This is a genomic window from Stenotrophomonas veracruzanensis (assembly GCF_032911525.1).
Lineage (GTDB): Bacteria > Pseudomonadota > Gammaproteobacteria > Xanthomonadales > Xanthomonadaceae > Stenotrophomonas > Stenotrophomonas africana.
This window is the reverse complement of record NZ_JAWJTI010000072.1, coordinates 1-2,034: the sequence shown is the minus strand read 5'-3', so window position 1 is coordinate 2,034 and position 2,034 is coordinate 1. Positions and strand designations below refer to the sequence as shown.

Below are 2,034 nucleotides of genomic sequence, written 5' to 3'. Positions count from 1 at the left end.
TAACGTCCGTCGTGAAAAGGGAAACAACCCAGACCCACAGCTAAGGTCCCAAATTCACTGCTAAGTGGAAAACCATGTGGAAAGGCACAGACAGCCAGGAGGTTGGCTTAGAAGCAGCCACCCTTTAAAGAAAGCGTAATAGCTCACTGGTCGAGTCGGTCTGCGGGGAAGATTTAACGGGGCTAAGCAGTGAACCGAAGCTTGGGGTGCATAACTTTGTTATGCGCGGTAGAGGAGCGTTCCGTAAGCCGTTGAAGGTGGATTGAGAAGTCTGCTGGAGGTATCGGAAGTGCGAATGCTGACATGAGTAACGATAATGCGGGTGAAAAACCCGCACGCCGAAAGCCCAAGGTTTCCTTGCGCAACGTTAATCGGCGCAGGGTGAGTCGGCCCCTAAGGCGAGGACGAAAGTCGTAGTCGATGGGAAGCAGGTTAATATTCCTGCACCTCGCGTAAGTGCGATGGAGGGACGGAGAAGGTTAGGTGTACCAGGCGTTGGTTGTCCTGGGGAAAGGCGGTAGGTTTGGATCTTTGGCAAATCCGGGATCCTCTAAGACCGAGCACCGAGACGAGCCTTTATGGCAAAGTCACTGATACCACGCTTCCAGGAAAAGCTCCTAAGCTTCAGCTTACGCAGACCGTACCGTAAACCGACACAGGTGGGTAGGATGAGAATTCTCAGGCGCTTGAGAGAACTCGGGTGAAGGAACTAGGCAACATGGCACCGTAACTTCGGGAGAAGGTGCACCCTTTTTGGTGGCTCGTGCGAGCTATAGCTGAAGAGGGTCGCAGTAACCAGGCCGCTGCGACTGTTTATCAAAAACACAGCACTCTGCAAACACGAAAGTGGACGTATAGGGTGTGACGCCTGCCCGGTGCTGGAAGGTTAATTGATGGGGTCAGCCGCAAGGCGAAGCTCTTGATCGAAGCCCCAGTAAACGGCGGCCGTAACTATAACGGTCCTAAGGTAGCGAAATTCCTTGTCGGGTAAGTTCCGACCTGCACGAATGGCGTAACGACAGCGGCGCTGTCTCCACCCGAGACTCAGTGAAATTGAAATCGCTGTGAAGATGCAGCGTTCCCGTGGCAAGACGGAAAGACCCCGTGAACCTTTACTATAGCTTTACACTGAACGTTGAGTTCGTCTGTGTAGGATAGGTGGGAGGCTATGAAACTGTGGCGCTAGCTGCAGCGGAGCCATCCTTGAAATACCACCCTGTCGTGCTTGACGTTCTAACCTGGGCCCATTATCTGGGTCGGGGACCGTGTATGGTGGGTAGTTTGACTGGGGCGGTCTCCTCCTAAAGAGTAACGGAGGAGCTCGAAGGTACGCTCAGCGCGGTCGGACATCGCGCACTGTGTGCAAAGGCATAAGCGTGCTTGACTGCAAGATCGACGGATCAAGCAGGTAGGAAACTAGGACTTAGTGATCCGGTGGTTCTGTATGGAAGGGCCATCGCTCAACGGATAAAAGGTACTCCGGGGATAACAGGCTGATACCGCCCAAGAGTTCATATCGACGGCGGTGTTTGGCACCTCGATGTCGGCTCATCACATCCTGGGGCTGTAGTCGGTCCCAAGGGTATGGCTGTTCGCCATTTAAAGTGGTACGCGAGCTGGGTTCAGAACGTCGTGAGACAGTTCGGTCCCTATCTGCCATGGGCGTTGGAGATTTGAGAGGGGCTGCTCCTAGTACGAGAGGACCGGAGTGGACGAACCTCTGGTGTTCCGGTTGTCACGCCAGTGGCATTGCCGGGTAGCTATGTTCGGAAGCGATAACCGCTGAAAGCATCTAAGCGGGAAGCGCGCCTCAAGATGAGATCTCCCGGGGCACAAGCCCCCTGAAGGAACCATGTAGACTACGTGGTTGATAGGTCAGGTGTGTAAGTACAGCAATGTATTGAGCTAACTGATACTAATGATCCGAGAGGCTTGACCATATAACCTCAAGTTGCCTTGGCTTTACGACAACGTCGTAAGAGCATCCAAGTGCACGCTACGTCACAAGAACTATGCGAGGCTGGCGCCTTGTCC

1 rRNA gene is annotated in these 2,034 nt (G+C 53.7%); it reads left to right on the top strand.

What is annotated here, in order from left to right:
- Window positions 1-1,940, top strand: a 23S ribosomal RNA gene (locus R1H25_RS20305); the annotation flags it as partial.
- Window positions 1,941-2,034: the final 94 nt, after the last annotated feature.